The sequence below is a fragment of the Paraburkholderia sp. 40 genome, assembly GCF_050434105.1.
Classification (GTDB): domain Bacteria; phylum Pseudomonadota; class Gammaproteobacteria; order Burkholderiales; family Burkholderiaceae; genus Paraburkholderia; species Paraburkholderia tuberum.
Map to the genome: position 1 here is coordinate 2443928 of NZ_JBNPVY010000002.1, position 26215 is coordinate 2470142.

Below are 26215 nucleotides of genomic sequence, written 5' to 3' on the forward strand. Positions count from 1 at the left end.
ACGCGGTGCTGATGGTGGCGTTGGCCGCGCTCTCGCGACGACAGTTCGGCCGACGTTCGGCGCATCGGCATTCATGCGTGCGCGAACGCGATCTGACACGCAGGCCCCGGATGCTTGCATTGCTTGGCAGCGGCATCGGTTTGGCGGTCGCGTCGATAGGCTTTACGCGCTACCTGTTGGCAGCGGCGCGCGAGAACAGCGAACGCATCGAACTGTTTGCAGCCGTGTTGATCGGCGCGCTGCTCTTTGCGATCTCGGCGATTGCGTTCTGCAAGCTGCGCGGCGCATTGCAACTCGAGGCGGTCGCACGGCCGGGACATCACGTCGTCAATCTGTTTGCGCTGTTTTTGTGCGGATGGCTCGGTTACGGCTTCGTCACTGAACAGACACAGCCATTCGGACTCGCGGCATTGCTCGCGACGGGCGCGCTGGCGTTGGCAATGGGCGTGCATCTGATGCTGAGTCGCGAGTACTCGGCCGATCCCGCTCACGCGGCGAATCGCGTCAGTTGCGCAGCGCGCATGTATGCCTTCGCCGCACGTAGCGATGGCCTGGCGATCGGCAAGCCGGGCCTGCTCGAGAACATCGAGTGGCATGGCGGGGAAGAGCAGACGTGGGCGCTTCGCGATGTCACGCCGGCGATGATGCGCGTGAGCGCCTCTGCAGATGGTCGGGATGGGCGTGATGGTAGACGCGGCAATGGCCGCAAGCGGGACTGTGCACGCCAATGCGCGCACGAGCGGCCGGTTCATTTCACTACACGTCGCTGATCAATGATGCATGCGCCGCCAGGAGACCTGATTGCCAATAGCGAAGACGGCGGGACGATGATCCCGCCGCCCGAGTCTTTTTCGATGCTTCTATTCGCCCACGGTCGCGGCGAATTCGCTGTAGTACTGCGTCTTCCTATGCAGAATCAGTTGCGCGAGAAAGTCGGCATCGTACGCCCGATGCAGGTGGCTGTAATAGCGCTCGATATAAGCGGTGATTCGCGCCAACTCGCCATTGAACTCTTTCAGCATGTCGAGCGTTGCACGGTCCCAGCGAAACCGCAGCCCAAGATCGCTGAACGCGGCATTGTAGGCGCTCAGGTGCGCATCGTCGGGTTGGTCTTCGTGATCCGCCGCCGCTGTGCGAGCGTTGCGTGTACTGATAGGGGATTCAACCGGAGCGTGGTTCATGATCGGCCTCCTCGGCTCGCAAGTGAAAGAACTCGCTTGCAGCATAGAAGTCGCGATCGATTTGTAATAGTTAAAGTTTTATTGGCTTTCCATAGCCTACGGCTTATGCACGCTCAGTTCCTTCACGCGGGTGATCTTTTCGATCAGATTGGCGCCTTCCTCCATCAGGAAGCGTTTGAAGGCGACGGCAACCGGTGGCAGACGCTTGTTCTTCCGATGCACGACATACCAATTGAGCATGACCGGAAAGGTTTCGACGTCGAGCACGACCAGATGACCCAGTTGCAATTCGAGGCTGATCGTATGGGCGGACAGAAACGCGATGCCCATGCCGGCGATGACCGCCTGCTTGATCGTCTCGGTGCTCTTGATCTCCATCGCAATCTTCAGATTGGACAGCCGGCCGGCAAAACCTTCTTCCATCGAATTCCACGTGTCCGAGCCGCGTTCGCGCACGATGAACGCTTCGTTCGCGAGTTGACTGAAGCGGATATTGCGCTTGTGCGCAAGCGGATGAGTGGGCGCCGCGACGATCACGTACGGGTGCGGCGCGAACGGTTCATTGGTCGCGTCGGTTTCGTGCGGCGGACGCACCATGACCGCGAGGTCGGTCTGATTGGTCGCCAGTTGATGAAGCAGTTCTTCGCGGTTGTGTACCGCGAGATTGAGATCCACACCCGAATAGCGACGCGTGAATTCGGCGAGAAGGCGCGGAAAGAAATAGTCGCCCGCGCTAATCACTGCAACATTCAGTTTGCCGCCGGAGACGCCCTTCAACTGGCTCATCGCTTCGTCGACTTCATGGAACTGCTGCATGATCGCGCGGCTGTAGTGGAGCATTTCCGTGCCGGCCGGCGTCAGATAGATCTTCTTGCCGAGTTGCTCGAACAGAGGCAGCCCCGCATGTTCCTCGAGTTGCCGGACCTGGGTGGAAACGGCCGGCTGAGTCAGATGCAATTCCTCCGCGGCGCGCGAAAAACTCAGGTGGCGCGCTACCGTTTCAAAGACCTTCAGTTGCCGCAGAGTTGCATTGCGCATCGTCATGGTCGATGTATAAGGAAACGTGAATCAACATAATAACAAACTTTAATTATGAGTAATTCAGCAATGACCCTAGCATGAAATCTATAACAAGCCGAATAGCCGCTGTAATACGCGGGTTAACGCATAGATATGTGGTGTAGCGGACTCAATAGCGGGGAATAAGCTGTAATGCTTACCGGCTGAAGCGTGGTTCTGGTCGGAATAAAGCAAGAATTTTATAGAAGACGAGTTCGGGGGATCTGCGGAAACACAAAAGCGTCAATTGAGATTTTTCCCGAATAGCGAAGTTCTCGGGCCATAACGATAAGGCGGGACGCATCCAGCGCGGCGCGTAAGCCGGCTGCACTAAATATATAGCGGAGACAAGGCTCATGAACGATATCACCCAGCAATCGACGACCCATATGTCCTGGCGTAACCGATGGTGGCAACTCGTCATCGGCATGGTATGCATGGCGCTGGTGGCGAATCTGCAATATGCGTGGACGTTATTCGTGGCTCCTATGCATGCGCGGCATCACTGGAGCGAGGCGTCGATCCAGCTCGCGTTCTCGATCTTCATTCTGACCGAGACGTGGCTCGTGCCGTTCGAGGGCTGGCTCGTCGATCGATACGGGCCGCGCCCGGTGGTGGCAGCCGGCGCGGTATGCGCGGGTTTGTCGTGGATTCTCAATTCGCATGCGACCACGCTCGGCATGTTGTATTTCGCCGCGGTGATTGGCGGGATAGGCGCGGGCGGTGTGTATGGAACATGCGTCGGCAATGCGCTCAAATGGTTTCCCGACCGGCGCGGTCTCGCCGCGGGTTTGACGGCCGCGGGCTTTGGCGCAGGCGCGGCGCTGACGGTGATTCCGATTGCGAACATGATTACCCGCCGCGGCTATGAAGAGACGTTCCTGTTCTTTGGCATCGTGCAAGGCGTCAGCATTCTGCTGCTCGCGATGCTCCTGACGCGGCCGCTCTTGAGTCAGCCAGGGGTACGCAAGAGCCGCTTCGCGGTGTCGAAGGTCGATTTCACCTCGCGCCAGATGATCAGAACGCCAGTGTTCTGGGTGATCTACGCGTCGTTCGTCGCGGTCGCGGCAGGCGGCTTGATGGCGACCGCGCAGATCGGCCCGATCGCGAAAGACTGGGGCATAGCGCGCATTCCGATGACGGTCTTCGGCGCGACGTTGCCGCTGCTGACCCTCACGCTGTCGATCGACAATATCTTCAACGGCTTGACGCGTCCGCTGTGCGGCTTCATCTCCGACAAGATCGGCCGTGAAAACACGATGTTCGTGATCTTCATCGGCGAGGGGCTCGCGTTGCTCGGCATGATGCAGTTCGGCAGCAATCCGTATGCGTTCATGGTCTTTGCCGCGCTGATCTTCCTGTTCTGGGGCGAGATCTTCTCGATCTTCCCGGCGACTTGCGCCGATACGTTCGGCAGCAAGTACGCGGCCGCCAATGCCGGCACGTTGTACACCGCGAAGGGCACGGCCTCGTTGCTGGTGCCGATCGCGTCCGTACTCGCGGCGACGGGCGGCTGGAGCCTTGTCTTCGTCTTTGCCGCCGTCATCACGATCGCAGCCGGCATTTCCGCGAAGTTCATCCTCGAGCCGATGCGCGCGCGTTGGATCGAATCGCACAATGAACCTCAGGGCGCGCTGGCCGTCGCGGGTCATGGCAATGGCAATGCGTCGCGAATGAGTCACTGGCCCGAACAGTCTGGCGAATAACGTGAGCGTCGCGCGCCCGGAACCGACGCCATGAACGTTTCGCTGCAGCAGCTCAAGGTATTCGTCGCGGTCGCGCGCGAGCGGAGTTTCACGCGCGCGGCGCGCGAGTTCGATCTGACGCAGTCGGCCGTGAGCCGTTGCGTGCGTGAACTGGAAGACGCGCTTGAATTGAAGCTGTTCGATCGCACGACACGCCAGGTCGAACTGACGAATGCGGGTGCGAGTCTCGAGAGAAGAATTGGCCGGCTGCTCGACGAAATCGAGTTGACGCTGCTCGAAGAGCGCGCTGCTTATGACGGACACACGGGCGTCGTCTTATTCGCGAGTAATCCGGTGTTGTCATCGGGCTGGGTGCCGCAGGCTTTGGCGCAGTGCGCGTCGGTTTTTCCCGAGCTGGTCGTATCGGTCAACGATCAGCCTCAAAGCAGCGTACTGGCCAGTGTCGAGCAGGGCGAGGTGGATTTCGGCGCGGTCTGTGTGACTGCACCTGTCGATCGTCCTCTACTGCACGCTCAGGTACTTTTCACTACGCCGCTGCATGCGGTGCTTCCATCCGCGCATCCGCTAGCGCGGCAAGACAGCATCGGATGGCACGCGTTGCGCGAATGTCCACTGATAACGCTGAATGCCGATACTGGCGTGCGCGCCGCGCTCGCACCGGTACTCGCCGCGAACGGATCGAAGCGCCGACCGTTGCAGGAACTCGGACACGTTGCGACGGTAGCGCGCATGGTCGAATTGGGACTGGGTGTCGGCGTATTGCCTGTCGATGCGCATTGGCCTTCGCCGGGCGCTTCGTTGGTGAGCCGCCCGCTGGTCCCCGAAACGGCATTGACGACGGTACTCGTGCACCGCAGAAATCGCTCGCTTCGTCCCAATGCGGCTGCTGCGTGGGCGCAGTTCGTTGCGTCTACGACTGATCATTCGCCGATCGCGAACGAAGCGCCTGCCGCAGCCGCGACGCCAAGCTTCAACTGGCGGTCCGTGCGGCAAAGCCTGTTGCCGGAACCTTAGACAGGGGTCGACCAAAAAGCTTGCGCGACGCGCGGCATTCGATCGATGCGCCGTCAGTCAACGACATAACGTCCTACTCAAGGAGCTTCATGATGGAAATCCAGACCGATCTCAGCCACCATGATCTGCTGATCGACGGCAAGCGCATGCCGCCAGGCACCGGGGAATATTCCGTCGACATCAATCCCGCGACCGAGGAGCCGATCGCACTGGTGGCGCAAGGCAGCGCCGCCGACGTCGATGCCGCGGTGCGCGCCGCGCGCGGCGCATTGAAAGTATGGAATTCGATTCGGGCCGCCGAACGCGGGCGCATCCTGCAACGTCTCGCGGGCCTGATGCGGGAGAACATGGAAGAACTCGCCGCGCTCGAAAGTCTCGACGGCGGCAAGCCGATTGCCGCGGTGATGCGTCAGGACGTGCCCGCCTCGATCGATACCGTCGAATACTACGCAGGCTGGTGCGACAAGATCAACGGCCAGGTGGTGCCGACGCGTCCCGATGCATTGACCTATACGTTGCGCGAACCTGTCGGCGTGGTCGCCGCAATCGTGCCGTGGAATTTTCCGCTGATGATCGGCATGTGGAAGATCGCGCCCGCGCTCGCATGCGGTTGCACGCTGATCGTCAAGCCTGCCGAGATCACGCCGCTCACCGCGTTGCGCATCGGCGAGCTGGCGCTCGAAGCGGGCGTGCCGCCGGGTGTGCTCAACATCGTCACCGGCAAAGGCAGCGTGGTGGGCGACGCAATGGTCTCGCATCCCGGTATCGACAAGGTCACGTTCACCGGTTCGCCTTCGGTCGGACGAGGCATCCTGCGGGGCGCGGCGGGCAACTTCAAACGCGTGACGCTGGAACTCGGCGGCAAGTCGGCCAACGTGATTTTTGCCGACGCGAATCTCGACAATGCGGTGCGAGCCGCGGCGTCGGGCGTGTTCTTCAATACGGGGCAAGTGTGCTCCGCCGGGTCGCGGATACTCGCGCATCGCGATGTGTATGACGAAGTGGTCGAGCGTCTGGCCACGCGCGCGAAGTCGATCAAGGTCGGCGATCCCTCGCTGCGCGAAACGTCGATGGGACCGCTGATTTCGGCCGCGCAGATGAAGACCGTATTGAGCTATGTCGACACGGGACGCTCGGAAGGCGCATCGCTCGTGACGGGTGGCGCGCGCGTCGGCAATCGCGGCTTTTTCGTCGAGCCGACCGTGTTCGCGAATGTCGAGCACGAAATGCGTATTTCGCAGGAAGAAATCTTCGGGCCCGTGGCGAGCGTGATCCGTTTCAACGACGAAGCGGACGCGATCCGAATCGCCAATGGCACGTCGTACAGTCTCGCGGCAGGCGTGTGGAGCGCTGACTTGAGCCGCGTGCATCGCGTGGCGCGCGACCTGAAGGCGGGCACGGTGTGGATCAACACCTACGGCTATACGGACGTGCGTTTGCCGTGGGGCGGTGCTGGCGATTCGGGCTTCGGTCGCGAGCATGGCGATGTCGCGATCGAGAACTTCACGGAACCGAAGGCGGTGTGGGTGGCGATCGATCAATAGCGGCAAATGCGAAAAAGGATCGGATGCATGGCATCCGATCCTTCAGGTCGTGTCGCAAAACGAAAAGGAATTGACGAGTACTCGGTCAATTGCCCTGTAAAGCCATCTTCTCGCGCAATTTGATCAGTGCGAGCACGACGTCGATAGTGGGTGTCGGTTCGGCAACGAGTCGCCCCATTTCCTGCACGACGGTCAATAAAGGATCGATTTCCATCGGCCTGCGGTGCTCGAGATCGACGAGCGTTGATGTCTTGTGCGCACCGACCGCACCCGCGCCATCAATACGCCTTTCCACATCGACGCGAAAGTGCACGCCGAACTGATCCGCGATTCGCTTCGCTTCGAGCATCATCGTGCGTGAGACCGCGCGCGTGCCCGGGTCACTCGTGAGCACATCGAGCGTTGCATGCGTCAATGCGCTAATCGGGTTGAAGCACAGATTACCCCATAGCTTGAGCCAGATTTCGTCGCGAATGTTGTCGCGAATCGGCGCTTCGAAGCCGGCCGCCTGCATGATCTCGTGCAATTGCTGAATGCGCGGGGTGCGCTCGCCACTGGGTTCGCCGATGGGAAACTTCTTGCCGTACACATGTTTGATCACCCCCGGTTCGACGATCTCCGCCGCCGGATAGAGTACGCAGCCAATCGCGCGCTCGGGTCCGAGCTTGGTCCATTGCGAACCGTCGGGGTCGACGCTCGTCAGCCGGGTGCCGGCAAAGCGCCCGCCGTGCTGATAGAAGTACCAATATGGAATGCCGTTGACGCCGGTAACGATCGCCGTGTGCTTGCCGAGTAGCGGTTGCATGGAATCGACCACGCCAGGCAGCGAATGCGCCTTCAGCGTCACGATGACGAAGTCCTGGACGCCGAGTTCGCGTGGATCGGACGTGCAGCGCACCGGCGCGCTGAACGTTTCGCCATCCATGATGAGGCGCGCGCCGTGTTCACGCATCGCGGCCAGATGCGGGCCGCGCGCAATGAAGCTGACGTCCGCGCCGGCGCGTGCCAATTGCACGCCCATTAAACCGCCAATCGCTCCCGCTCCGAAGATGCAGATCTTCATGATGTCGCTCCGTGACGATGAAAAAGCCGTTCGCCCAATGCCGCATTGCAGTCATTCGCGGCCGGTCACGGTTCGAGCATAAGGTGGCGCGACGAATGCTGATAGTTAAAGTTTCTCCGTCGATGTATTAGCTATTCGTTATGAAAAGACCGCACGCGAATGCTGCTTCGACTGTCGGAGAGCCTCGATACCTCAGCCGCGCCGAACCAGCAGAAAACTCACGCCGATTGCCGCGAGAAATCCGCCGCAGCAGCGATTGAACCAGCGGCGGATCTGCGCGCGCATCAGCCATTTGCCGAGATACATGCCGGCCCACGAATACAATGCAATCGCGACCCATTCGAGTACCAGAAAGCTCGCGCCGAGCGCGGCGAATTGCGGCAGTATCGGCTGCGCGACGTCGACGAATTGCGGCAGGAACGCGGTAAAAACCAGAATCGCCTTCGGATTGCCCGCCGCCACGAAAAACTCGTGCCGTGCGATGCGCGAGAGCGCGGCCTCCTGGGGTTGCGACGTATCGATTGCGGGTGCGGCGCTGCGCCACAACTGGATCGCGAGCCAGATCAGATAAGTGGCGCCCGCGAGTTTGATCGCCAGAAAGATCCACTCGGACGCATGCAGCACGACCGCGAGACCGGTCGCGGCGAGTGCGAGCATCATCGCGAAGGCGAGCAGCCGGCCGCTGCCGCCGACGAACGCTTTCATGAAGCCATGACGCGCGGCCACATTGATCGAAAGCAGGTTATTGGGCCCGGGTGCGAGGTTGATGGCAAAGCAGGCGGGTAAAAAGAATAGCCAGGCGGTAAGGGACATGACGGCTTGCATTCCGAACGGGAGATCACGATGCATCGCGCGGAGGATCGCGCGCGATGCGTTGCCGGGATTGTAGCGAAACCGCGCCGCGCCTCGGCCGGCCGCGTGCTCAGTTCACCGCCTTGATAAAGCCTGGATCGCCAATCAACGTATCGACGCTGACCTTGACCGTGTCTTCGATCGCGATCGTGTTGTTGGTGAATTTCGGCGACTTCTGCTTCACGGTGCGCGTGGTCGTGTACATGACTTTTTGGGTCGCCGCATCGACAACCACGTAGTGCATCTTCAGCGTCCACAGCGCCGGCGAGCGCCTATCGTCCACCGTGAAGGTTTCGATGCTGCCGCTGAGCACGCGTTTGTTGTCGTCGATACGAAAACCGGCCACTCGCAGACTATTCGCGACGCCATTGCGCACCACGAGGCTGACGTCGTCCTTCAGCACGAGCCCGGTCATCCCGGTATTTTCGATGCGGTTCGGCGAGACGTGACCGTCGCGCGCGGGCAGATACGCGAAGTCGCGTCCAGGGGCGACGCTGAGCGAGCCGGTGCCGTGGGTCTTCGCGTGCGTTGCGCTGGCGCTGCTGTTCAGGCCGAACCATGACCAGGAGCACGCGGACAGCAGCGTGGGCAGCAGTATGGCGCCGCAGCCCTTGAGCACGACGGATCTCAACGGCGAACGCGCAGCAGCCATGCGGGAGAAAGCGGCGGTCGAAGTCAGAGGAGTTGCCTTTTCAGTGGAGTCATCCCGGTGAAGAACAGCATGGTAGCAGCGAACCGGACCGTCGAACCTTCAAACGGATGTTTTCGGAATTGCCCGCGTCAGGGCCGGACCTGAGCCGTTCAGAAAAAGCCCGCCTTTCCTTGCGTGATATCGATCAGCGTTGCTTTGGCGTCGTCGAGTGCGTTGGCGGGCACGCGCATCGTCATCTTCACCAGCATGCCGTAGGCGCTGTCCACGAGCGCATAGCCTTCGGCGTCCATCCATCGACGGACTTTGGCTTCGTCGGCATAACTCACTTCGACGCCCAGCAAAACCTGAGCAATCCTCTCGACGCGCGGCGCGTCGAGCAGCGCGGACGCGATCGCATCGGTGTATGCGCGCACCAGACCGCCCGCGCCGAGTTTCACCCCGCCGTAATAGCGCACGACGGCCGCGAGCACGCCGTCCAGATCGTGATGTCGCAGCACTTCGAGAATCGGCCGGCCGGCGGTGCCGGACGGCTCGCCGTCGTCGGACATGCCGGATTGGCCGCCCGCGAGCAGCGCCCAGCACACATGCGTCGCGGCCGGATGTTCGTCGCGCAGACGATGCAATTCGGCCATCGCGGCATCGCGATCGGCGACCGGGATCGCATAGGCGATGAAGCGGCTCTTGCGAATCTCGAGTTCCGCAGACGCTGTGGTTGAGACGGTGTGACTCACGTTAGTCGAGATCCGTTATGTCAATAAAATCAATTGGTTGACGGGGTGACTTCGTCCCGCTTGTGTTGACCAGGGATGGACCGGGTGCGATATGGACTGCGGGCTCAGATGGGGCAATTATGCGTGGACATCAACCTATCGATCATTGCGCGAAATAAGGGCCGCATTTCACGAGATCGAGTGCAGTCTTCTTGCGATTCGGTGACGCATTATTGATCGATTTCATCAAATTTTTCGCCCAATATTCCGACCCGTTTGGTCGCCAATCGGCGCGGAAAAATTCTTTTTTTAACTGCATCGATCACCGGTCTTCTTGCGATTCGGGAATGCACTAGTGATTTATTCAGTAAAGTTCCCTGAATACCGGCCGTTAACAGATGAGACGGTTAGGCTCTTACTCAGTCCTGGTTGCATTCCATGAGCCGAATTGAGCCGGTTTTTCCCGTCTTTTTCGCCCGGGGGTATCCGGTTCGCGCGGCTACGATAAGTGCAGGTCGGATCCGCAACGACCGGAAAATCTTTGGCTATCGACCAACTGTGTTTTTGAGGGGCTATATGAAAATTCGTCAATTCGTCAAAAAATTCGCGCGCGACGAGCGCGGCGTGACCGCGCTGGAGTACGCGATTCTGGCAGGGATCATCGTGGCGGCAGTCGTCGCCGGCGTCGCTTTTCTTTCGAGCGGGCTTCAGTCGGGCTTCCAGAATCTGAGCAGCACGATTGTTAGCGCAACCACCTAATTAAATTAAGGTTCCCCCCCGAATTCACCCGCGTTTCGCGAGCTCAATAAGAGGTGGCGATGTCCGAGCTTTCACTCGTGGTCCGGCTGGCGGCGGTGGGAACGCTGGGGTGGCTTGCAGTGATGGATGTGCGCGACCGCCGTTTGCCCAACAAGGGCGTACTCGCGGTCGCCATTCTGTTCTTTGCCGATGCGGTGCTCGCGCAAATGTCGTTGTCTGCGACCGGGGAGCATGTGCTGGTTGCGGCTGTAGTAAGTGTGCTGTGCGTTGGACTCTACCTGATGAACATGCTGGGCGGCGGAGACGTCAAGCTGGTTGCAGCCATCGGCCTGTGGGTCGGTAGCAACCTGCTGGTCGCGACGTCGACGCTGATGCTGGTTGCTGTGACCGGGTTGCTCGTTGCACTGCTCGGCCTCGCGACACGTCGGCTCGATCCCGCTGCGTGCTTCGGATCAATGCGCGGTCTTGCATTCTTTTCCTGTCGGCGCGGGGTGCCGTATGGGGTCGCGCTTGCTGCGGGTGGCAGCGCGGCAATTCTGTTACCGCTCTGGTTGCCTTGGGCGATAACGCACATTGTGAAGCACTAGAAAACGACTTCGGCCTCTGCCTATATGTCCAAGATCATAAAGCTGGCAGCTCTGCTGCTGGGCGCACTGCTTGTGGCGTTTATCGTGCGTTTCGTTGTCCAAACCGCGACAGCCCAGCACGTTCAGCCTCCTGCCATGAAACGGGTCCGCGTAGCGGCCGCCGATCTTCCCGCCGGCCTGCTGCTGCGAGAGGCCGATCTCGCCTGGAAGGACACGCCGGTGGCGAGCGTGCCGGCCGGTGCGGTGATCGACGGCGATACGGCGAATACAGTCGAACTGAAAGGCGCGCTGTTACGTCAAGCCGTGTCGACTGGCCAGGCGGTCCTGTCCGATGAGGTCATCCTTCCGGGCGCGCCGGGTTTTCTGGCCGCTACGCTGAAACCGGGAATGCGGGCGGTGTCGGTTGCGATCGACGATGTCTCGGGCAATGCCGGTCTGATTGAGCCGGGCGACTACGTGGACCTGTTGCTGACCCAACAGATGAGCAACCGTACCGACGAGCCGGTGCTGGCGGTGGCGAGCGAAACCATCGTTCAACACGTGCGCGTGCTGGCCGTCGGCTCGGTCATTCAGCGTCCGAAGGCAGACGGCAATCCGTCCGATTCGGGTAACCGGGCGCGCACCGTCACGCTGGAAGTCTCACCGGAGAGGGCGGAGGTGGTGTCCGTGGCGGCGCGGCTTGGTAGCTTGTCGCTTGCCCTGCGCAGCTTTGCCGTGGCCAGCCGCGATCCTGGCGCCGATTCCTCCGACGCGGCTTCCGCTCCGCCCGGACCCGTCTGGGCCGGCGATATTTCGCGTGCCGTGCGCGAGCTGCCACGACCGGCGAGCAATAAGCCGCAGAGTGCCGTCCCAGGCCATAGCGTGATGGTTTATCGCGGTTCGCAAAAAAATCTGGCCGAGGATTCGAGCGTGCCGTTACCGGGCGGTGGTCATGTCCCTCCGCTTCCGACCCAGCCCATGCCGCAATAAGAATATGAAAGCAATTTATCTGACTGGGGTAGCGCCAGGGAAATGGCCGATGGTCGCACGCGCGGTGGTGTTCGCCGTCGGGCTGGGAATGGCTGTCGGAGCGCAAGCGCAGGTGAGAAAGCTTCCACCGACATATATGGCACAGAAGCCCGTACCAATCCGCGCGAGTGAGCATGCCGACGCCGACGGCAGCGTGAGCGTGACAGCTGGGCAGGAGGTGCTCGTGCGTCTCAATCAGGATGCCAGTTCGGTATTCGTGGCCGATCCGGACGTGGCCGACGTGCACATGCCGACTCCGCGCGTACTGGTGCTACTCGGCAAGAAGGCCGGCACGACAACGCTGTTCGCGCTGACGGCGAACGGCGTGCAGTTGCTCAAGCGCAGCGTTGTGGTCGGCGCCGATCTGGACACGCTGCGCCGCATGATGGCGGCGCGCTACCCGGACGCTAATCTGCGGCTCAACGCCGGGCCCGGATCGCTGCAGGTCTCGGGCGAAGTGTCGGGATCAGATGTCGCGGATGCCGTGGTGCAGATGATTACGCCGTACCTGGCGGAAAAACAGGTGCTCGTGAACCGCATGACGATCGCGCATCCGTTGCAGGTGCAACTACGCGTGCGCATTTCCGAAGTCGACCGTACCGTCACCCAGCAACTAGGCGTGAACTGGCAATCGCTCGGCCTCCCTGGCAATTGGCAGACAGGGCTGTTTAACGGTCGCGGCATTCTCAATACGACTGGATCGAGTAGCAACGGCGGTTCGCCTGTCAATCTGGCGACGAACGGTGCGTTTTCGCTGCTGACCGGTTTCGCGACGAGCCACTGGAACATCCAGATGCTGCTGGACGCGCTCCATCAGGAAGGATTGCTGACGATGCTGGCCGAGCCGAATCTCGTGGCGTTGTCTGGCCAGACCGCCAGTTTTCTCGCGGGCGGGGAGTTTCCGATTCCGGTTTCGCAGACCAACGGCGCGATCGATGTCGAGTTCAAGCAGTTCGGTGTGAAGCTGGACTTCACGCCGACCGTGCTCAACGACAATCGGATCAGCCTCAAGGTCCGGCCTGAAGTGAGCCAGATCGACTCGTCGGTCAGCGTTACCACTGGCGGCATCACGATTCCGGGCCTGAGCGTGCGCAGCGCGAATACCACGGTCGAGCTCGGCAGCGGTCAGAGCTTCGCCATCGCGGGTTTGCTGCAAAACAATACGAGCAACACCATTTCGCAGATACCCGGCCTCGGCTCGATTCCGGTACTCGGCAAGCTGTTTTCGTCGAACAGCTACCTGAACAACAAGACCGAACTGGTCATCATCGTGACGCCGTATCTGGTCGATCCGGTCAGTCCGGACAAACTGCGTACCCCGCTGGATTCGGTTATGCAGCCAGTGGGTGACCTCGAGTACAGCTTCCAGCACACCTATGGTTCGGCGGGCGCCAAGGCGCCCGTCGCGGACGCCGACACCCAGCCGCGTCTGGTGGGCCGGGCCGGATACATCTATTGATCGGAGCGACCATGACAATGCGATTCAGGATGCTGTTTGCTCCGCTCGGTCTGCTCGTCACGCTGCTGGGCGGGTGTTTCCAGCCGCCGTTCGATATGCCCGATGCCTCGGTCATCCGCCACGACGATGGCCAGGTCGTGCCGCCGGATTGCAGGCAGCTTGCCGTGCCATCCGGGCTGACCGACGGCGGCCTGCGGCAGCCCTCGGTGGCATGGGGGTGCGCGACCTACACCAACCTGGCCGCGCAGATCGCGCATCCACGCGATCTGGAGCAGCCTGGACCCATGGGGCCGGCCGATGCGGCCGTGGCAGCCGATGCGATGCGCCGCTACGAGCAGGACAAGGTCACGCCGCTCGACAAGCAATCTTCGCGCAACGCGAAGTAACGACAGGACCCAACCCACTTCGCCCCCGGATTTCACATGAGCATGATTGGATCCCTCATCAAGCCCGCCAGGTCCGACGGGGTTGCCGCCGACTTCGTCGCCTTCGTCGCTGACCGCGAGTCCGAGCAGGTACTGAAAAGCTTCGTTCTGGACGAAGCCCTGCCGCATACCTTCATCGCGGAGGGCGGCATCGAGGAAGCCATCGCTCGCCTGTCCAGCATGGAGCACTCGCCGAAGCTGCTGCTCGTCGATCTGCAAAGATCCGAAATGCCGCTTTCGGATCTGGCTCGGCTTGCCAGCGTCTGCGAGCCGTCGGTACAGGTGATCGCGCTTGGCGAGCGCAACGATGTCGGCCTGTACCGTAGCCTGCTCGGCATCGGCGTGGGCGAATATCTGGTCAAGCCGCTGACGGTCGGACTGCTCAAGCGCACGCTGAACTTGCGCGAGGGGCGCGCGATGCCGGTGTCGCAAGCACGGGCTGGCAAGGTGCTCACGTTCGTTGGCGCGCGCGGTGGGGTAGGCACGACCACGATCGCGATCAACCTCGCTCGCAACCTGGCCCGCTCGCGACGTCGCGTGGTGTATCTGGACCTGAACCTGCACGGTGGGGCCTGCCCCAAGCATGGTTGGCCTGAGGAGTAATAACGGTCTGCTCGATGTGCTGCAGAACGTCAATCGGCTCGACCCCGCCTATCTCGAGCGTGCGATGCAGTCCGTGGAGAGTTCGCGGCTACTGATGTTGTCCGCCCAAATGGGATGGGACGACGAGCGCCCGTTCGGGGAGGGCGCGCTAGAGAAAGTGCTGGACATACTGGTGTCGAGTTTCCATTACGTATTCCTCGATATCGGCGAGCGCGCCGATCCGCTGACCCACGAGGCGTTTCGCCGCGCTGGGCGAAGCTACGTGGTGGCGGACCGGTCAGTCCATGCCGTCCATGAGACCGGCCGGCTGATCCGGTATATCGAAGCCTGCAGTAGCGGCAGTCCCGCTACGTCTGTTCTGCTAAACAATCCGAACATAGCGACAGCGGGCAAGGTCGAGCCGGGCGACTTCGAGGCGTCCATTGGCCGGCCCGTGCTGGCCGAGGTGCCGTTCGAACGCCGCGCGCTCGCGATTGCCGAGAATGTCGGCGCGCCGGTAGCCGCCGGCAAGACCGAAGCGTTCGAGCAGATCATCATGCATCTGTCCGGCGATCTGACCGGCAACAACCAGAACACGGTTGTGCAATCGGGCCTGTGGCAACGACTCAAGTCGAGGAAGTGATGCAATTCGGTCAAAAACGCATCGCCGAACCGGCCCCCGCGCCCGTCGAGGGCGATACCGAAGCGCTCGAACCTAAGGCGCAGCTCGACGAGAACGCGTTGCGACGGTCTCACGCCGCCTTGGTTCAGAACGACACGGATGCAGCTTCCGACACGTCGCTCGTGCGCTCGGAAACGTACAGGACGGTGCGCAATGCCGTGCTGTCGACCATGAATGCCTCTTTAGTGCTCACTTATAGCCGCGAGCAACTGAAGCCCGAACTCGAGCCGTTGGTTGCCGCGATCATCGAGCGCGAGCGCCTGAACATTCCGCTCTCCGAACAAGGGCAGATCGTCGAGGAACTGCTCAACGACATGTTCGGGCTAGGGCCAATCGAGCCGCTGTTCGCCGATGAGACGGTGACCGATATCCTCGTCAACGGCCCCGATCAGGTCTACATCGAACGGCGCGGTAAGCTGGAAATCACACCGTACAGGTTCCGCGACAATGCGCACGTGACCACCGTGGCGCAGCGCATCGCGGCGGCGATTGGCCGACGCGTCGACGAGAGCAGCCCGATGGTGGATGCCCGGCTGCCGGACGGCAGCCGGGTCAACGTGGTACTGCCGCCGCTCGCATTGCGCGGGCCCGCGATCTCCATTCGTAAATTTTCCAAGCGCAAGCTCACTCTCCAGCACATGGTCAATCAGGGCAACATGTCCCTCGCCATGGCGCACGTGCTGAAGATCGCGGTGACCTGCCGCCTGAACGTGCTGGTCTCGGGCGGCACGGGTTCCGGCAAGACCACGTTGCTCAATGCGCTCTCGCATTTCATCAATCACGGCGAGCGCATCGTAACGATCGAGGACGCGGCGGAACTTCAATTGCAGCAGCCTCACGTGGTCAGCCTCGAGACGCGCCCCGAAAACACCGAGGGGATGGGTGGCGTCGATCAGCGCGATCTGGTGAAGAACGCGCTGCGGATGCGCCCCGACCGCATCATCCTCGGCGAAACGCGCGGCGAGGAAGCTTTCGATGTGCTGCAGGCGATGAACACGGGTCACGATGGTTCGATGACCACGATCCACGCCAATACGCCGCGCGATAGCCTGACCCGGCTCGAAAGCATGGTGACGATGGCCAACGGCAATCTCCCGTTGATGTCGATCCGGCGGCAGATCGCAAGCGCGCTGCACCTGATCGTTCAGGTCGAGCGGATGCGCGACGGTATCCGCCGGCTGACACGCGTGACCGAGGTTGCGGGTATGGAGGGCGACGTGATCATCACTCAGGATCTGTTCGTCTTCCGTTACGACGCCACGGCCTACGAAGCAGAGGTGAAGGGCAACTTCGAAAACGGACACCTGCGGCCGGCATTCACCGAACGGGCCTCGTACTATGGCCTCGACGAAGCCTTGCTGGCGGCCGTTGCGTGAGCGCGATCGTCAACCTCGCCACTATCGCCGCTTTCCTTTGCGCGGTGATCATCGGCATCATGCATATAGTCTGGCAGGACCTGCGCAATCAGCGCCCCGATGCGTTGATCCGCGCACGCATCGCGGCGATGCCTGCGGAAACAGCGTTTGGCGCGACGGCTTCGAGCGACGTACAAGCGATTATCAAAGGGCATGCGTTAGGCCACGCTGAAGAGACACATATCGTGATCGCGTGGCTTCGTGCACGGCGCGACCGCTTGCGCACGGTCGCGCCGCGCGGGCTGCCAGTCGTGATAGCCGGCAGCATCGTCGCATTGGGTGTGGCACTGGCGATCCCGCGGTTCACGTCGACACCAGCCATTGTCCAGATCCTGCTTGCGCTCGCGTTGCCTGTGTTCGCCGCGCAGCGCATCTACCAGATGTTCGTCGACCGTTTCCGTGAAGGCTTTCTGGCAGCCTTGCCGGATGCGATCGACATGATCGTGCGTGCGGTGCGCGCCGGGATTCCCGTGGTGAAGGTATTGCCCATGGTGGCCCAGGAGTCCACACACCCACTGGCCGGCGAGTTCAAGCGCATTGGCGATTCGCTCCAGCTCGGAATGGATCTGGAGGAAGTGCTGAGCGCGGCGGTACAACGCGTTCACGTGGCCGATTTTTCCTTTTTTTGCGTGTGCTTGCTGCTGCAGCGCGAAACGGGCGGACAACTGGGCGAAACGCTCGAGAACCTGGCTGGGATAGTGCGTGCCCGCCGCGAAATTCGTCAGAAGACCAAAGCGTTGACGGCGGAGACGCGGATCACGGTCAAGATCCTCGCAGCCATTCCCGTTCTCATCGTGGTGTCGCTGTACATGTTGAATCGCGCCTACATCATGCTGCTGTTCACCACGCCTACCGGCCATTCCATACTGACGTTCGCCGTGACGGCGATCATCTCGGGCGTTGCAGTCATCAACAAGATCGCCAACCTGGATACCTCGCGATGAGCACGATGCGTATTGATCTGCTGGTCAATCTGTTGATGCTGCTGATGCTGCTGGGTGCGCTCGTCCTGTGGTGGGCGTTTAACCGGGGCGGGTATCGAGGCCGGATTGCGGAACGGGTACGCGAGGTGAGTGTGGGCGCTGCTACGGGAGCCGTTTCCTCGAGCAACGACCCGTCGAAAAATGGCTTCCTGTTCGTCCGCCGTGTCATGGCGTCATTGACCCGGTTCGGTGAACGCATGCCGCTCTTCACGTCCGATCAGCGACTGAAGCTGGCACGGGATCTGGTCAAGGCGGGCTTTCGCGGTCCCGGTGCCGTGGCGACCCTGATCGCACTGAAATTTGTCTCCGGCGTGCTGTGGGCCGCGTTGGTCGTGCTGTGGGTAGCCGATCTGTTCTCGCTCGGCCATGTCGTGGCGATCCGCGTGCTGATGATGTTGGCCGCATTCGTGTTCGGGATGATCGTGCCGGAATACGCGCTGGACATCTACGCGCGCCGGCGGCGCAAGCAGATCCTCGCGTATTTTCCTGACGCGCTCGATCTGTTCGTCATTTGCACCAATGCGGGTAATAGCCTCGGTGTAGGGCTGCGTCGCGTCGCCCAGGAGATGGCGGTGATCTGCCCGGCGCTGGCATCGGAACTCGCGCTGACCGCCGACGAACTGCATCTTTCCGGCGACAGCGCGCGCGCGCTTCAAGCCATGGCCGACCGTGTCGACGTGCCGCCGGTCCGCGCGCTGATCTCGACGCTGACCCAATCGATGCGCTATGGCACGCCCATTTCGCAGGCACTGCGCACGCTCTCGCGAATCGAGCGTACCGCCCATATCGTGCGTATCGAGGAGACCGCAGCCAAGCTCGCGCCGAAGATGGTCGTGCCGATGATGCTGTTCATCCTGCCGGCCGTCGTCGCGATTTCCGCCGGGCCGGCCATCATGCAACTCGCCACTTCGCTCAAGCACTTGACATGAAACTCACTCGCTCACTTCCAGCCGCTTTGATTTCCGGCGCCGCGGCGTGCAGGCTTGGCGCCGCCGTGTCGCTGCTGGCAATGGCGGCCTGCACGACCACGGTCAAGCAAAGTTTCGGGCCGGTTGCGCCAGTTTCCAGCCCGGCTACGCTGAGCCTCAAAGGGGAACTGCATGTGGCAGAGGCCGCGCTGGAGTCGGGCAATGTCGATCTGGCCACCACCATTTACATGCAGATCGTCCAGTCCAATCCGGATTCCGTGCCGGGCCTGACGGGCCTCGGCGATACGCTGTATGCGCAGGGCGACTATACGCGAGCGAATGTCTACTACAACAAGGCGTTGTTGCTCGATCCGAACGCGCTGCCGGCCATGACGGGCAATGCTCGCGTGGCCATCCGGCAACGACGGCTGGATGACGCCGTTGCCGATTACCGGCGCTTGCTCGCGCGGTCGCCGAATGATCCGATGGCGGCAGCGGGGCTCGGAACCGCGCTCGACATGCAGGGACACCACCACGAAGCCCAGGCGGTCTTACGCAACGCACTGCTCGACAATCCAGGTGACCCGCGGCTGGAGACCGATCTGGGGCTCTCTCTGGTGGTGGCGGGCAAGCCGCGCGAGGGTGCGAACGTGCTGCTCGACGTCACACGTTTTCCCGCCGCTCCGGCCGAGGCGCGCCAGAATCTCGCGATGGCCTACGGCATGCTCGGCAACAACGAAGCTGCCGAGAAAATTCTGGACGCCGATCTGCCGAAAAAATCAACGCAGGACAATCTCCGCTATTACGCGATGCAGCGCATGCGTCTGGCCGAAGTGCAAGGCAATCCGTCGGGCCCGGGCAGAACCCCCCTCGCGACGGAGAAAAAGGCGCAATGAAGCGATCTGTCCGCTCCTGGCCCTGCCTCTCTGCCTGGCGGCGTCTGCGGACTTTGCCGCGGGACGAGCGCGGTGCAAGCGCGATCGAATTCGCGCTCGCCTCGCTGCCCATATTTTTTCTGTTCATCGCTACGATCGAGTTCGCGCTCGATATGACCGTCGACGTGACCGTGCAGATCGCGGCCCAAGCGGCTTCGCGAGCCGGACTGACGATGTCCGCACCTGCCACGGGCACGCGCGCGACGCAGGCGGAGCAGATCGCGACGCAGTACCTGGCGACGTGGAAGAACGTTGGCGCGACCGTGACGGTGACCCAACTCGACTACGTGGCCTTCAGCAACTTCGGTTCGTCCACCTACAAAGCGGCCAACGGGCCGGGCAACTGCGGCGACGTGGAGATGTACACCATTCAGGTCACCATGCCGGCCTTTACGGGGCTGGCATCGTGGTTCGGCATGCCCACGCTGAATTTCCAGCGCAACTACATTGTCCAGAACGAAGAATGCACAAGTTAACGAGTGCCCGGAGAACCGGGCTCGCACGGCGCCGCTCACGCGGGGTGGCGGCGCTCGAAGTGGTCATCATCGTGCCGGTGATGATGTTCATGCTATTCGGCTTCACCGAGGTGTATCTGTACCTGCGCGCAGTGAGCATGGTGGAGCATGCGGCGTTCGCGCTCGCCAATTCGCTCGGGCAGATGCAGAATGTGACGGATCAACCCGGCACGACCAATGCGAACAGCCTCGGCTCGTTATGGGCGGACGCGAACCTGCTCGCCAGTCCCGATACATTGACGGCGAACGGCAACGTCATCGTCACTTCCGTTTGTGACAAGTCGTCTTCGGAAAACAACTGCGGCTTGAACGTGGTCGGCACGCCGTCGCTGACGAGTGGTAAGCCGACCATCTGCTGGCAGGCCGAGGCCAACTCGACCTCAACCATGAAATCCCAGGTCACGACCAGTAATGTTCTGCCGTCCACCTGGCCGTTCTATCAAGGCGACGCCGCGCTCATAGTCGAGGTGTTCTACCGCTACAACCCGTTTCCTCTGGTCTCCTCGTTCTGGCCCGGCGCTCCGGGTTCGACCGTGCTCTACCGGCGCGTCTATGCGCGGCAGCGCGTGATGAACTGGACCTCGATGTCGTTGATGAACACGACCGGCGCTGCCGTTGCAGCGGGAAGTGGTTTGTCGGCAGGCTGTCCGGGCTCGACGATCATCGTGGGCTCCTGACAGGTGCCACCTTCGATAAGCCAGCGCTCGCGTGATGTACCGGGGACAATCATGAATCTAGCTACCGCTGTTTGCACCGCTCGCCTGCGCGATGCCGCCGTGTTTGCGCGATGCCGCGAATTTTTTGCCGGCGCAGATCGCGGAGCGGTTTCGCTGATGTTCGCCGTCAGCGCGAGCGTGATGCTCGGTGCGTTGTCGATATCGATCGACCTGGGACGCTACGCAATTTCGCAGGCTCGTATGCAGTCCGCACTCGACGTGGCGAATCTTTCGGCTTCGATGGACATGGGCCACTATGCGAGCACGGCCTGTCCGACGATCCTCGCCGCGTGGAAGAACGATGCGCTCAAGTATTACAGCACGAACATGCCGAACGGCTATCTCGATCTGCTGCTTTCGAGCAGCAATTTCAATGCGACCTGCGCGAATAACCCGAGCAGCAGCGGCGGTGGCCAACTGGTGCGGCTTTCCGCGACGGGCGAATTGCCGTTGATGATGCCGGCGTTCCTGGCATCGAAGAACACCGGCACCAGCACCGGGTCGACCGGTAGCAACGACATGCAGGTCGCCGCTTCAAACGAGGTAGCGCGTAATCCGCAAACTGAACTGGAACTGGCGCTGGTGCTGGACAACACGGGGTCGATGGCCCAGACGCCAAGCGGCAGTGGCACGACCACCCTCTCGGCGGAAAAGATTTCTGGACTGAAGACCGCAGCCAATGCTCTGTTGTCGCAACTGTTCAGCCAGTCGGGATCGTCGCAGTACTACATCGGAATCGTGCCATTCGCCAGCACCGTCAATGTCGGGAAGACGCCGTCATGGAAGGGAGCGAGTGGCGCGACGATTTCCGCATCGCTGAGTCCTGGGACGTGGCTCAAGCAGTCGTTCAGCTACAACTCGGCCAATGTGTCAATGAGCGGCACGCCGACGGTAAGCCTGTCAAGTTCGACGTGGGCGTGGAGTGGAAGCGGGTGGGGCGGTTGTGTCGCTGAGCCGCGGGACAGCAGCGGTAATCTGGCCGCGCTGGCCTATTCGCCGTCCTCGACGACGGCGTCATCGACGTCGCCCAATTTGCAGTTCACGCCTTACTACTATAACGTGCCGCCCGCAGGGCTCGCGCTCTATACCCAAACGGGCTCGGGAAGCAACAAAACCTGCACGACGAATTCCCCAGTGACGAAGATTCCCACGACAATCGAAAAAGGAACAGAAGGCACATGCACCACGACTAGTTCGACACTTCCGGTCAGCCAATGGGAGCAGACGTCGACCAATAGCGCTTATACGTTGAACCAGAACAATCTGTGCATCGGTACGCCAGTGACCTTCCTGACCAACGACAGCACGCAACTGACCGCTGCAATCAACGCGATGCAGCCAGCGGGCAATACGATCATTCCGTTGGGACTATTGTGGGGATGGCGCATGCTGTCTTCGAACTGGGCCGGCACATGGAACCAGCGTTCGACCATCACCACCCCACTGCCGTTGCCGGAGAGCACGATGGGGCTGCAGCGCGTGCTGATCCTGATGACGGACGGGGAGAACGACGTCACTGCGAGCTACGTTCCGGGCCAGGAGGTCACGCATTTCAACGGGTTGTCCGGAGTCGGCACGAATAGCCTTCACGCTCCATTCGTGGCGAGCACGGATTACAGCAGCGGCACGCTGGCGAGCGGCACGATCAACCTGAAGGACATCAACTCCTATCAGGCGGCCGTCTGCACCGCGATAAAAAATGCGGGCATCACGATCTATACGATCGCGTTTGGCTCGGGGGCCGCGGCCAACACGGGGTTGCAGTCGTGCGCGTCGCCAGGCGACTACTACACCGCATCCAGCAACTCGGCGCTAAATTCGGTCTTCCAGCAGATCGCATCGAACATCGGCATTCTGAGGCTCCAGCAATGACGATATCGGACAACGCATCGATCGAAGAACTAGCGGTCCCGAAGAGGAATGCCAGCGACCGCGCGAGCCAGCGGCGGCATTGGCTGACGCGGCAACGCCTGTACGTCTACTCAGGCGCATTGCTGCTTATTTACATCCTTGCGCCAGGAGTGCAAGTACTTCGCGAGAGTTGGCAGCATCAATTGTCTTTCGGCAACAATGCACGAGACTACATCGCGTTCTGGAGTGCTTCACAGCTAGCGCTGCAAGGGCACGCCGCCCATGCGTACAGCGCGAAGGTGCTGGGTGCGGTGGAAAAATCCATGCTACCTGATCTCAAGGGAACCTTGCCCTGGTTGTATCCGCCGACATTCCTGTTGTTTCTCTACCCTGCAGCGCTGCTTCCTTACGAGCCTTCGGCCTGGCTTTTTTTTGGACTGACGCTCATAGCGTTCGTCGTAGCCATCAACTCGATCGTGCCGGGCAAGATTTCGACCTTGCTCGCACTGGCTTTCCCAGGAGTGATCATTTCGGCACTGTCGGGACAGAACGGCCTGCTGACCGCCTCACTCATGGGATCCGGACTCGCACTATTGCCGCGGCGTCCGGTCTGGGCAGGCGTTTCGCTAGGACTGCTGTGCATCAAGCCGCATCTCGCCGTACTGATTCCGCTTGCACTGATCTGCTCGCGCTCGTGGCGAACTCTGGTGGTAACCGGATCGATCGCAGCCGTGCTGAGCGCGCTATCGGTTGGATTGTTCGGTGTGGAAACACTCGCCGCTTTCGTGCACAGCATCGGGGAAATCCAGGGCATCGTCATTTCCGACAGCAAGCTGCTGCCTCGCATTCCCACGTTTTTTGCGCTGGCAAGGCAGTTGTCCATGCCCGCAGCCGCCGCCTATGCCTTGCAGGCAGCTTCAGCGTGCTTGGCCGTCGCTTCGGTTGTCTACGTTTGGTCCCGGCCGGCCGCCCACGAATTGCGCGCGGCGACGCTCGTCTGCGCGACGCTGGCCTTCACTCCATACCTTTACGATTACGACCTGACCTGGTATGGCCTCGTCATTGCCTGGTATGGCCGCTTCGGGTTGGCTCACGGGTTCCGGCGTTACGAGCGGGAGGGGCTGATACTGCTCGGGTTCGCTCCGCTAATGGGGCTTCTGGTCGTACCCCGCGTTCATTTCCAGTTCCTGCCCATCCTTACGTTGCTCACCCTCGCGGTGCTCGTCACGCGCGTAAGCAAGGAGAGGCGCGGCGTGAAAGGGGGCAGCAGTGTCGCGTTCGTTAAGGGGATCTGCTGATGAACACGATGTCCTCCATCAACATCCGAGATCTGTCGAAGCGGCCGCCGGTTCCGCTGATTTCGATCATCGCGCCGTTTCATAACGAGCGCGATGCGGTCAATCTGTTCTTCACGCAAATACGAAACGTCATCGCCCCTCTTCATGCGTTTCGTTTCGAGATCGTTTGCATCAACGACGGCAGCGAGGACGGCACGCTCGACCAGTTGCTCGCGGCTGCCGCCGAGGATGCGCGCATCCTCGTGCTCGACCTGACGCGTAATTTCGGCAAGGAGGCGGCGCTAACCGCCGGACTCGACGAGGCGCGAGGCGATGCCGTTATCGTCATTGATGCCGATCTGCAGGATCCGCCGGAGCTGATTCCCGACATGATCCAATGCTGGCAGGACGGTGCGCCGGTCGTGCTGGCGCGTCGCGCCAACCGCAGTTCCGATTCGTTTGCGAAGCGCGTGACGGCCAGTCTCTTCTATCGCGTTCACAATGCCCTGTCGAATGTGAAGATCCCCCCCAATGTCGGTGACTTCAGGTTGATTGACCGACAGGTAGTCGAAGCGCTGCGTCGGCTGCCGGAGCGGCGTCGATTCATGAAAGGGCTCTTCGCGTGGGTAGGCTTTCCCGCCGTAACGCTCCACTACGAGAGAGCACAGCGCAGTGCGGGCCATTCGAGTTTCTCGGGTTGGCGCCTATGGAACTACGCGATCGAAGGCATTACCGGCTTCAGTACGATTCCGCTACGTGCCTGGACTTACGTCGGGGCATTGATTGCCATGCTCGCGTTTATATACGGCGGGTTCATGGTCGTGCGCACGTTGCTGTTCGGCAATCCCGTACCCGGTTATGCATCGCTGTTTTCGGCAGTGCTGTTCATCGGTGGAATCCAATTCGTCGGTATCGGCGTGATTGGTGAATACATCGGCCGGATTTATGACGAGTCGAAACAACGGCCGATTTACCTCGTTCGCCAACGTTATTGCGCTGCGCAAACGGTGCGTGATGCACGTCTCGTCGAGGGCGCACACGGATTCCAACGGAAAAAGCGCATCAGCCGCGCGTTTCGACGAGACGGTCGGAGCGCTCATCCGCCAGCCCGGAAAGACGTTGCGTGGGGCGATACGAGGTCCGATGCCGTCGCACGATCGCCGTCAGCATCAGGATCATTGCGACGGGTGCCAGATGAAATGGCAACCGAGAAGTAGCGCCAATCAGTTCGTACACCGGCATAGACCATACCGCGCCAAGCGCGAGCCGATCCAAGCGCGTTAGCTCGCCCGCTACCGCATCGTGTATTAGAAGCGCCGCCGGAAAGCCGAGCCAGGCGAGATCGTAGGTCATCAAATAGGGTTGTACGAGCAGGCTGGCGACGAGCAAGGCTGCAGCCCTCAATTCGTACCGTGCGCTCACGAGCCAAAGATAGGCAACGGCAAGCACGGCGGGAATGGCCGCTAGCGCCTGAACGGCGTAGGCCACCGCCACGGGCATACCGGCGAGTCTAGCGGTGGCGAATAACGTTGGCATACCGAACCAATGATGATCCCGGCCATCCAGCAAGGCGGCTTGTCTGAATACTGGAAGATAAGAGAAAAATGAAGACCACGCCTCAATTCCTGATATCGCGATACTCGACAGCATAAATGCCGAGCAAAAGACAATAGTGGCGAGCAACATCTTCCAGCGGCGTCCGCAAACGAGGGCGATCGGAAAGAGCACCCCCAGTTGCGGCTTGACCAAGAGCACGGCGAGGCAAGCACCCGCGCAAATCGGCGCCGGCTCCATCAGCACAAGCGCCGCGGCAGCGGCGGCGGCGGTGAAGAGGGTATTCTGTCCCGCATAGATTGCCAACGGCATCCCGGCAAGCGCGGCGATCAAGATGGACTGGCGCTGTGTTTGTTCCAGGCGGCGGCCGATGCGTAATGCGATAGTGCAATAAATGCCCGTGCCGAGTGCCAGGAACAGGAAGAGGGCGCACGGGTAACTCAAATAGCCCAGTGGCCGAATGGCGAGCAAGAAAGTTGGCGGATAAGGACACGGATCATACTGCGACGAGGAGCGCACCACGGCTTCCAGCGGCTGCATCCAACGAGGCGAATATACCGCTGCCGCGCCGTGGGCCAGCTCGACACGGGCTGCGGCCCAGAAAATTCCGAAGTCGTTCCCGATGGCGGGCGCATTGCCGATACCGATTACGTAGCGTGCGACGAGGCCGAGGGCGAGCGGGATGAATTGTACGATGAGCACGAAGCCCGGCACGAAAACCAGCAAGAACTGGAAAGTGGAGGTTACCTTCCTGCGCGTCTCTTGTGTAGTCATGGTT

Annotated in this window: 26 protein-coding genes and 1 pseudogene; 20 read left to right on the forward strand and 7 right to left on the reverse strand. The window is 61.2% G+C overall.

What is annotated here, in order from left to right; translation table 11 throughout:
* The first annotated feature begins 11 nt into the window (after positions 1 to 11).
* Positions 12 to 770 (forward strand): NAD(P)(+) transhydrogenase (Re/Si-specific) subunit beta, encoded by a 759-nt coding sequence (locus OKW28_RS12565; protein WP_429446939.1) that lies wholly within the window; start codon positions 12 to 14, stop codon positions 768 to 770.
* A gap of 90 nt (positions 771 to 860) precedes the next feature.
* Here OKW28_RS12565 and OKW28_RS12570 read toward each other — a convergent pair whose 3' ends face one another.
* A complete protein-coding gene (locus tag OKW28_RS12570; protein WP_429445914.1) occupies positions 861 to 1181 on the reverse strand; it encodes a hypothetical protein in 321 nt (106 codons plus the stop codon).
* A gap of 96 nt (positions 1182 to 1277) precedes the next feature.
* A complete protein-coding gene (locus OKW28_RS12575; RefSeq protein WP_018424728.1) occupies positions 1278 to 2225 on the reverse strand; it encodes a LysR family transcriptional regulator in 948 nt (315 codons plus the stop codon).
* 371 nt (positions 2226 to 2596) lie between these two features.
* Here OKW28_RS12575 and oxlT point away from each other — a divergent pair, with 371 nt between their 5' ends.
* The 3 genes from oxlT (at position 2597) to OKW28_RS12590 (ending at position 6504) form a co-directional block, all read left to right on the forward strand.
* Positions 2597 to 3946, forward strand: coding sequence for an oxalate/formate MFS antiporter (gene oxlT / locus OKW28_RS12580; RefSeq protein ID WP_429445915.1), 1350 nt, complete (start codon positions 2597 to 2599; stop codon positions 3944 to 3946).
* A 30-nt stretch (positions 3947 to 3976) separates the two neighbouring features.
* Entirely contained in the window at positions 3977 to 4960 is a 984-nt protein-coding gene (locus OKW28_RS12585) for a LysR family transcriptional regulator (protein WP_429445917.1), read from the forward strand.
* A 92-nt stretch (positions 4961 to 5052) separates the two neighbouring features.
* Positions 5053 to 6504, forward strand: coding sequence for an aldehyde dehydrogenase family protein (locus OKW28_RS12590; RefSeq protein WP_429446941.1), 1452 nt, complete (start codon positions 5053 to 5055; stop codon positions 6502 to 6504).
* A gap of 85 nt (positions 6505 to 6589) precedes the next feature.
* Here the strand turns inward: OKW28_RS12590 and OKW28_RS12595 are convergent, their stop codons facing one another.
* The 4 genes from OKW28_RS12595 to OKW28_RS12610 all read right to left on the reverse strand — a co-directional run bounded on the left by OKW28_RS12595 (position 6590) and on the right by OKW28_RS12610 (position 9802).
* Positions 6590 to 7567: a 2-dehydropantoate 2-reductase gene (locus OKW28_RS12595; RefSeq protein WP_018424732.1), complete on the reverse strand. Its 978-nt coding sequence runs from the start codon at positions 7565 to 7567 to the stop codon at positions 6590 to 6592.
* A gap of 192 nt (positions 7568 to 7759) precedes the next feature.
* Positions 7760 to 8380: a LysE family translocator gene (locus OKW28_RS12600; RefSeq protein ID WP_429445920.1), complete on the reverse strand. Its 621-nt coding sequence runs from the start codon at positions 8378 to 8380 to the stop codon at positions 7760 to 7762.
* A gap of 109 nt (positions 8381 to 8489) precedes the next feature.
* The gene (locus tag OKW28_RS12605; RefSeq protein ID WP_429445922.1) at positions 8490 to 9071 is read right to left on the reverse strand and encodes a hypothetical protein; all 582 of its coding nucleotides are present in this window, start codon (positions 9069 to 9071) and stop codon (positions 8490 to 8492) included.
* Positions 9072 to 9220: 149 nt separating this feature from the next.
* Positions 9221 to 9802, reverse strand: coding sequence for an IMPACT family protein (locus OKW28_RS12610; RefSeq protein WP_429445923.1), 582 nt, complete (start codon positions 9800 to 9802; stop codon positions 9221 to 9223).
* 417 nt (positions 9803 to 10219) lie between these two features.
* Here OKW28_RS12610 and OKW28_RS12615 point away from each other — a divergent pair, with 417 nt between their 5' ends.
* The 16 genes and pseudogenes from OKW28_RS12615 to OKW28_RS12690 all read left to right on the forward strand — a co-directional run.
* A complete protein-coding gene (locus OKW28_RS12615) occupies positions 10220 to 10540 on the forward strand; it encodes a Flp family type IVb pilin (RefSeq protein ID WP_429445925.1) in 321 nt (106 codons plus the stop codon).
* Between the two features lie 59 nt (positions 10541 to 10599).
* Positions 10600 to 11127, forward strand: coding sequence for an A24 family peptidase (locus OKW28_RS12620; RefSeq protein ID WP_429445927.1), 528 nt, complete (start codon positions 10600 to 10602; stop codon positions 11125 to 11127).
* A gap of 24 nt (positions 11128 to 11151) precedes the next feature.
* On the forward strand, positions 11152 to 12096 hold the full coding sequence (gene cpaB / locus OKW28_RS12625; protein WP_429445929.1) for a Flp pilus assembly protein CpaB: 945 nt from the start codon (positions 11152 to 11154) through the stop codon (positions 12094 to 12096).
* Between the two features lie 136 nt (positions 12097 to 12232).
* Complete coding sequence (locus OKW28_RS12630) at positions 12233 to 13594, forward strand: type II and III secretion system protein family protein (protein WP_429445931.1); 1362 nt, start codon at positions 12233 to 12235, stop codon at positions 13592 to 13594.
* An 11-nt stretch (positions 13595 to 13605) separates the two neighbouring features.
* The gene (locus tag OKW28_RS12635) at positions 13606 to 13980 is read left to right on the forward strand and encodes a CpaD family pilus assembly lipoprotein (protein ID WP_429292383.1); all 375 of its coding nucleotides are present in this window, start codon (positions 13606 to 13608) and stop codon (positions 13978 to 13980) included.
* A gap of 36 nt (positions 13981 to 14016) precedes the next feature.
* Positions 14017 to 14622, forward strand: coding sequence for a hypothetical protein (locus OKW28_RS12640; RefSeq protein WP_429445933.1), 606 nt, complete (start codon positions 14017 to 14019; stop codon positions 14620 to 14622).
* Entirely contained in the window at positions 14603 to 15244 is a 642-nt protein-coding gene (locus tag OKW28_RS12645; RefSeq protein WP_429445935.1) for an AAA family ATPase, read from the forward strand. The genes OKW28_RS12640 and OKW28_RS12645 overlap by 20 nt, the downstream gene beginning before the upstream one ends.
* A complete protein-coding gene (locus tag OKW28_RS12650; RefSeq protein WP_429445937.1) occupies positions 15244 to 16659 on the forward strand; it encodes a CpaF family protein in 1416 nt (471 codons plus the stop codon). Before OKW28_RS12645 ends, OKW28_RS12650 begins: the two co-directional genes overlap by 1 nt.
* The gene (locus OKW28_RS12655) at positions 16656 to 17642 is read left to right on the forward strand and encodes a type II secretion system F family protein (RefSeq protein WP_429445939.1); all 987 of its coding nucleotides are present in this window, start codon (positions 16656 to 16658) and stop codon (positions 17640 to 17642) included. The genes OKW28_RS12650 and OKW28_RS12655 overlap by 4 nt, the downstream gene beginning before the upstream one ends.
* Before the next feature lie 35 nt (positions 17643 to 17677).
* Positions 17678 to 18610: a type II secretion system F family protein gene (locus tag OKW28_RS12660; RefSeq protein ID WP_429445941.1), complete on the forward strand. Its 933-nt coding sequence runs from the start codon at positions 17678 to 17680 to the stop codon at positions 18608 to 18610.
* Between the two features lie 65 nt (positions 18611 to 18675).
* On the forward strand, positions 18676 to 19485 hold the full coding sequence (locus tag OKW28_RS12665; RefSeq protein WP_429445943.1) for a tetratricopeptide repeat protein: 810 nt from the start codon (positions 18676 to 18678) through the stop codon (positions 19483 to 19485).
* Positions 19482 to 20000, forward strand: coding sequence for a TadE/TadG family type IV pilus assembly protein (locus tag OKW28_RS12670; RefSeq protein WP_429445945.1), 519 nt, complete (start codon positions 19482 to 19484; stop codon positions 19998 to 20000). Before OKW28_RS12665 ends, OKW28_RS12670 begins: the two co-directional genes overlap by 4 nt.
* Positions 19988 to 20716 (forward strand): TadE/TadG family type IV pilus assembly protein, encoded by a 729-nt coding sequence (locus OKW28_RS12675; protein WP_429445947.1) that lies wholly within the window; start codon positions 19988 to 19990, stop codon positions 20714 to 20716. Before OKW28_RS12670 ends, OKW28_RS12675 begins: the two co-directional genes overlap by 13 nt.
* A 156-nt stretch (positions 20717 to 20872) precedes the next feature.
* Entirely contained in the window at positions 20873 to 22627 is a 1755-nt protein-coding gene (locus OKW28_RS12680; RefSeq protein WP_429445949.1) for a hypothetical protein, read from the forward strand.
* The gene (locus OKW28_RS12685) at positions 22624 to 23904 is read left to right on the forward strand and encodes a glycosyltransferase family 87 protein (protein ID WP_429445951.1); all 1281 of its coding nucleotides are present in this window, start codon (positions 22624 to 22626) and stop codon (positions 23902 to 23904) included. Before OKW28_RS12680 ends, OKW28_RS12685 begins: the two co-directional genes overlap by 4 nt.
* An 8-nt stretch (positions 23905 to 23912) precedes the next feature.
* Positions 23913 to 24974, forward strand: a pseudogene (locus OKW28_RS12690) (glycosyltransferase family 2 protein); the annotation flags it as partial.
* Here OKW28_RS12690 and OKW28_RS12695 read toward each other — a convergent pair.
* Positions 24946 to 26211: a glycosyltransferase family 87 protein gene (locus tag OKW28_RS12695; protein WP_429445953.1), complete on the reverse strand. Its 1266-nt coding sequence runs from the start codon at positions 26209 to 26211 to the stop codon at positions 24946 to 24948. The pseudogene OKW28_RS12690 and the gene OKW28_RS12695 sit on opposite strands and share 29 nt — an antisense overlap.
* Between the last annotated feature and the right edge of the window lie 4 nt (positions 26212 to 26215).

Bases quoted from the DNA above. Each gene is read 5' to 3' on its own strand.
- OKW28_RS12635 (WP_429292383.1), top strand. From the start codon at position 13,606: ATGACAATGCGATTCAGGATGCTGTTTGCTCCGCTCGGTCTGCTCGTC.
- OKW28_RS12590 (WP_429446941.1), top strand. From the start codon at position 5,053: ATGGAAATCCAGACCGATCTCAGCCACCATGATCTGCTGATCGACGGC.
- OKW28_RS12575 (WP_018424728.1), bottom strand. From the start codon at position 2,225: ATGACGATGCGCAATGCAACTCTGCGGCAACTGAAGGTCTTTGAAACG.
- OKW28_RS12585 (WP_429445917.1), top strand. From the start codon at position 3,977: ATGAACGTTTCGCTGCAGCAGCTCAAGGTATTCGTCGCGGTCGCGCGC.
- OKW28_RS12565 (WP_429446939.1), top strand. From the start codon at position 12: ATGGTGGCGTTGGCCGCGCTCTCGCGACGACAGTTCGGCCGACGTTCG.
- OKW28_RS12620 (WP_429445927.1), top strand. From the start codon at position 10,600: ATGTCCGAGCTTTCACTCGTGGTCCGGCTGGCGGCGGTGGGAACGCTG.
- OKW28_RS12570 (WP_429445914.1), bottom strand. From the start codon at position 1,181: ATGAACCACGCTCCGGTTGAATCCCCTATCAGTACACGCAACGCTCGC.
- OKW28_RS12695 (WP_429445953.1), bottom strand. From the start codon at position 26,211: ATGACTACACAAGAGACGCGCAGGAAGGTAACCTCCACTTTCCAGTTC.
- oxlT (WP_429445915.1), top strand. From the start codon at position 2,597: ATGAACGATATCACCCAGCAATCGACGACCCATATGTCCTGGCGTAAC.
- cpaB (WP_429445929.1), top strand. From the start codon at position 11,152: ATGTCCAAGATCATAAAGCTGGCAGCTCTGCTGCTGGGCGCACTGCTT.
- OKW28_RS12650 (WP_429445937.1), top strand. From the start codon at position 15,244: ATGCAATTCGGTCAAAAACGCATCGCCGAACCGGCCCCCGCGCCCGTC.
- OKW28_RS12680 (WP_429445949.1), top strand. From the start codon at position 20,873: ATGTTCGCCGTCAGCGCGAGCGTGATGCTCGGTGCGTTGTCGATATCG.
- OKW28_RS12660 (WP_429445941.1), top strand. From the start codon at position 17,678: ATGCTGCTGATGCTGCTGGGTGCGCTCGTCCTGTGGTGGGCGTTTAAC.
- OKW28_RS12600 (WP_429445920.1), bottom strand. From the start codon at position 8,380: ATGTCCCTTACCGCCTGGCTATTCTTTTTACCCGCCTGCTTTGCCATC.
- OKW28_RS12615 (WP_429445925.1), top strand. From the start codon at position 10,220: ATGAGCCGAATTGAGCCGGTTTTTCCCGTCTTTTTCGCCCGGGGGTAT.
- OKW28_RS12670 (WP_429445945.1), top strand. From the start codon at position 19,482: ATGAAGCGATCTGTCCGCTCCTGGCCCTGCCTCTCTGCCTGGCGGCGT.
- OKW28_RS12645 (WP_429445935.1), top strand. From the start codon at position 14,603: ATGGTTGGCCTGAGGAGTAATAACGGTCTGCTCGATGTGCTGCAGAAC.
- OKW28_RS12605 (WP_429445922.1), bottom strand. From the start codon at position 9,071: ATGGCTGCTGCGCGTTCGCCGTTGAGATCCGTCGTGCTCAAGGGCTGC.
- OKW28_RS12595 (WP_018424732.1), bottom strand. From the start codon at position 7,567: ATGAAGATCTGCATCTTCGGAGCGGGAGCGATTGGCGGTTTAATGGGC.
- OKW28_RS12675 (WP_429445947.1), top strand. From the start codon at position 19,988: ATGCACAAGTTAACGAGTGCCCGGAGAACCGGGCTCGCACGGCGCCGC.
- OKW28_RS12685 (WP_429445951.1), top strand. From the start codon at position 22,624: ATGACGATATCGGACAACGCATCGATCGAAGAACTAGCGGTCCCGAAG.
- OKW28_RS12640 (WP_429445933.1), top strand. From the start codon at position 14,017: ATGAGCATGATTGGATCCCTCATCAAGCCCGCCAGGTCCGACGGGGTT.
- OKW28_RS12630 (WP_429445931.1), top strand. From the start codon at position 12,233: ATGGCACAGAAGCCCGTACCAATCCGCGCGAGTGAGCATGCCGACGCC.